This is a genomic window from Armatimonas sp., assembly GCF_964826245.1.
This window is the reverse complement of sequence record NZ_CBAYMC010000325.1, coordinates 1-3,979: the sequence shown is the minus strand read 5'-3', so window position 1 is coordinate 3,979 and position 3,979 is coordinate 1. Positions and strand designations below refer to the sequence as shown.

At 55.1% G+C, this 3,979-nt stretch carries 3 protein-coding genes and 1 rRNA gene; all 4 read left to right on the top strand.

Annotated features, from left to right (window positions below; translation table 11 throughout):
- Positions 1 to 78: ribosomal RNA gene (gene rrf, locus AC1XOS_RS20705) — 5S ribosomal RNA — on the top strand; the annotation flags it as partial.
- Positions 79 to 386: 308 nt separating this feature from the next.
- On the top strand, positions 387 to 1,829 hold the full coding sequence (locus tag AC1XOS_RS20700) for a TolC family protein (protein WP_481964108.1): 1,443 nt from the start codon (positions 387 to 389) through the stop codon (positions 1,827 to 1,829).
- A gap of 15 nt (positions 1,830 to 1,844) precedes the next feature.
- A complete protein-coding gene (locus AC1XOS_RS20695; protein ID WP_481964107.1) occupies positions 1,845 to 3,395 on the top strand; it encodes a hypothetical protein in 1,551 nt (516 codons plus the stop codon).
- 6 nt (positions 3,396 to 3,401) lie between these two features.
- A partial coding sequence (locus AC1XOS_RS20690; RefSeq protein ID WP_481964106.1) for an ABC transporter ATP-binding protein occupies positions 3,402 to 3,979 on the top strand: 578 nt, incomplete at its 3' end.

Below are 3,979 nucleotides of genomic sequence, written 5' to 3'. Positions count from 1 at the left end.
CCGAACACGGTAGTTAAGCCCTATTGCGGCGAAGATACTTGGGGCAAAAGCCCTTGGGAAAATAGCGCGACGCCAGAATTTATGTTAGTGGCCTTTCTTGGTCTTGCTAGGTGAAAGCTTAGGAAAACCGAGAAGGGCCATTGCTGTTTATAGGCTCGACCTTTGTGACCCCTCCCTCCGTTTTGTCGTACTCGCTAAGGCCAACTCACTCAATATCTTTGATAGATATTATTTTTTCCTCCCGCTGGAAGTATGCCCAGCGAGGTAAAATCAAAAAGCTTTCATGGTACTTTAATCTCCTAGAGGTAACAAAGACCCTGTGGTTGTATCTAAAGGGTAGTTTTTATGGGGCATTCTTTGCCCGGGAGAATAAGGAAAGATTTGTAATGAGGAATTGTTTAGCTCTGTCGCTCCGGGTTGCTGTGATGCCCCTTTTAACCGCTGTGCCTTTGGTACCTGCCTTCGCTCAGGTGGTGCCAAAGCCAGCTGCCCCTGCATCGGAAGCCGGGACGCTTACTCTAGCCTCGGCCATTACAACGGCTCTTGGACAACAGCCACAGCTAGCGACCGCGGCGGCTAACAAAGAGGCCTCCGCGCAGCGGCTCAAGCAGACTCAGGCAAGCTACTTGCCTACTGTTACTCCGAGCTACAACTTTCAAAATCAGTACACATTTGGGAAAGTGCAGGTCTTTCAAGGAGGTGGTGTGGTTGCGGATCTTCCTTCGGGGAGAACTGTCACCACCCGGCAAGAGCAGATTTCTCTCGCCTATCGTATCTTTGACTCGGGGCGACGTGATCTGAATGCGCGCCAATCGCGTCAGAACCTACGTGTCTCTGAACTTGCTGAAGAAAATACGCGCCAAACCGTGATTAGTAGTGTCGCCGATGCCTACTATACCGCTTTGCGCAACGATGCTCTTGTGCGAGTCTCCCAATCACAGGTTGAGCGTGCCAAGACGACTTTCGATCAGATCACCTTTCAGGCCAATGTGGTAGGCACTACGCCGAAGAAAGATATTTTGCAAGCGCAGGCAGATTATTTGAATGCTGAGGTTAATCTTCTTCAAGCAAAGAACAATGCGGAGATTGCTCATACACAGCTTCGAAATGCGATGGGGCTGAGGGGCTTAGGCAAACTACCTCTTGTGGATGTGACTCCTCCCACGCTGAGTACCCCCTTAACGGCTCAGGTAACAGGCGTGACTCCAGACTCACAAGATAGCGATGCGATCACAAAGCTTCTTGCCGTTGCCAATACCAACCGTCCCGATCTCCAGCAAAGCGAGGTGAATACAGCGATCGGTGAGACGAGTGTGAAACTCGCCCAGCTTGGAAATCGCCCCGTGCTCAATGTGGATCTTGCGGCGGCCTACCAGCTTGATGCTGCCAACGATCCGACCCGTCAGATTGGTAATAACCGAGCCATCTTGGCCAACCTGAACTACCCGCTCTACGATGGTGGGGCATCGCGGGCCAATATCCACGCAGCTGAGGCCAGCCAGCGCTCCACGGTGGCGCAGCTTCAGAACCAGAAGCAGCAGGTTGCGCTGGAAGTTGAGCAGTCCTGGCGAAATCTAGGACAGGCACGTGCAAGCATCCCAGCGACGGATGCTGCTCTAGCCGCCGCCCGTAAGAACTTTGAAGCCGCCTCGGAAGCACTACGTCTGGGAGCCGGGAGCACGGTGGATGTGATCACGGCCCAGACCTCTCTGGTGCAAGCGGAGATAAACTATGTCCAGGCGCTCTATAGCTTTTATACGGCTGACTCACGGCTTGCACGAGCGCTGGGGCAAGCGGATCGAATTGGGCAAGCCAACACAAGTAAATAAGCCAACGCGAAGTAAATGCTGGATAGACTCTTTGGAATAGACCTGCGGAGTGTGGCCTTGCTACGGATTATAGTAGGAGGGTATCTGCTCTGGGATCTGGCGGATCGGGCAAGGGGACTCACTCGGGACTACACGGACTGGGGAGCGTTTCCACGGGAAGCCAACGTGAGTATGTGGATGGGGGGCGACTACTGGGAGCGTGCCTGGGCTTTCGCCTCTTTCCACATGGCTTCCGGGGATGCTGCCTGGCAGGTCTTTCTCTTTTTGCTGGCCGCTGTCTGTGCCTTTTTTCTCATGGTGGGCTACCGCTCGCGCTTGTTTGCCTGTCTGAGCTGGATCTTGATGATCTCCCTCCAGAACCGAAACCCAATCGTCTTGACGGGAGCCGATCAGATGATCCGTCACACGATCTTCTGGGCGATGTTCTTGCCACTGGGAGCACGTTTCTCCGTGGATGGGCTTGCAGCGGTGTGTAAGGCCTACCAGCAGAGTGCACCAACCCGCACGCTCTCGATCGGCTCCGCGGGGATCTTACTCCAGACTCTTTTTCTCTACGAGTTCACAGCGGCTCTGAAGTCTGCACCCGAGTGGCATGCCGAGGGGACTGCCCTCTACTACGCTCTCTCGATTGAGCACTACCAGACCACACTGGGGCGCCTGATGCTGGCGATGCCGATTGGGTTTCTCAAGCTCAGTACCTGGCTAACCATGGGGCTGGAGGTAGTCGGGCCGCTACTGGCGTTTATCCCGGTGGCCACCGAGCGAATTCGTCTTTGGCTGATCCTTCTCTTTGTGCTCTTTCACCTCGGGGGAATCGGCTTGCTCATGGATGTTGGCCCCATCTGTGAGACTAGTGTCTTCCTATGGATCTGTTTTCTACCGGGGCTTTTCTGGGACAAACTCAGCGCTCTCTGGGGACGCCTCCCTGTCTCTTCTTTCAAGACTTGGCTGGAGGCAAAGCGCACAGGCCTGATCCACTGGCGCAACGAGCGGATTGTCCAGCGCGTAAAGCGCGGCGAGCCGCTCCCCGAGCTTCGCTCGACTAAGATCGCACAAGTTGTGGCGGCACTTTGTCTTGTCTATATACTCCTGTGGAACTTGCGCGTGCTGGACAAGAAGCGCTACGGGCACTTCATCGAGAACCTGACTTGGGTTGCAAGTCTGGTACGCCTGGACCAGTACTGGGGAATGTTTGCGCCATTCCCCTTCAAGAACGATGGCTGGCTGGTGCTTCATGCGATCCTGGAAGAGGGCTCCGAGGTGGATCTGATGCGGGGAGGTCAGCTGGTGCGCTGGGACAAGCCCGACCCCGTGGCTGCAACCTATGTCAATGAGCGGGAACGCAAGTTTCTGATGAACCTCTACGACCAACAGTACACGCAGCAGCGGGCGTACTTTGTGCAGTACAAAATGCTGGAGTGGCTACAGGCGCATCCTCAGCAGCCCAATAAGCGCATTCGACAGATCAACCTCTACTACATGCTCCACACGACTCCACCCCCTGGGCAACCGCAGCCGAAGCCGCGCAAGTTACTGCTCTTTAATGAATCCTATACGAAAGTGTGAAAACTGATGGCGATTGTTATTGAAACGCGAGATTTAATCAAGACCTACAAGACAGGTGTGATGGATGTCAAGGTGCTCCTTGGCATTACGCTGACGATCCACGAAGGAGAGTTTGTCGCGATTATGGGGCCATCGGGCTCGGGTAAGTCTACGTACATGAATATCCTAGGCTGTCTGGATCGTCCCACGGGCGGGGAGTATCTACTGGATGGTGAAGACGTCTCCCGCCTCTCAGACAACCGGCTTGCCGATATCCGCAACCAGAAGTTTGGGTTTGTTTTCCAGAGCTTTAATCTACTGCCCCGCACCACGGCGCAGCGCCAGGTGGAGCTACCGATGCTCTACGCCGGCAAGCCCAACAAAGAAAAGCGGGCAAAGTGGGCTCTGGAGCGCGTCGGCCTGACAGATCGGGCACACCACAAGCCCAACGAGCTCTCCGGAGGACAACAACAGCGTGTCGCCATTGCCCGCTCGCTGGTCAACGACCCCAGAGTGATCATGGCCGACGAGCCCACCGGCGCGCTCGATACCCGGACGAGCTTTGAGATCATGGGAATTTTTCAGGAGCTCAACCGTGAGGGCAA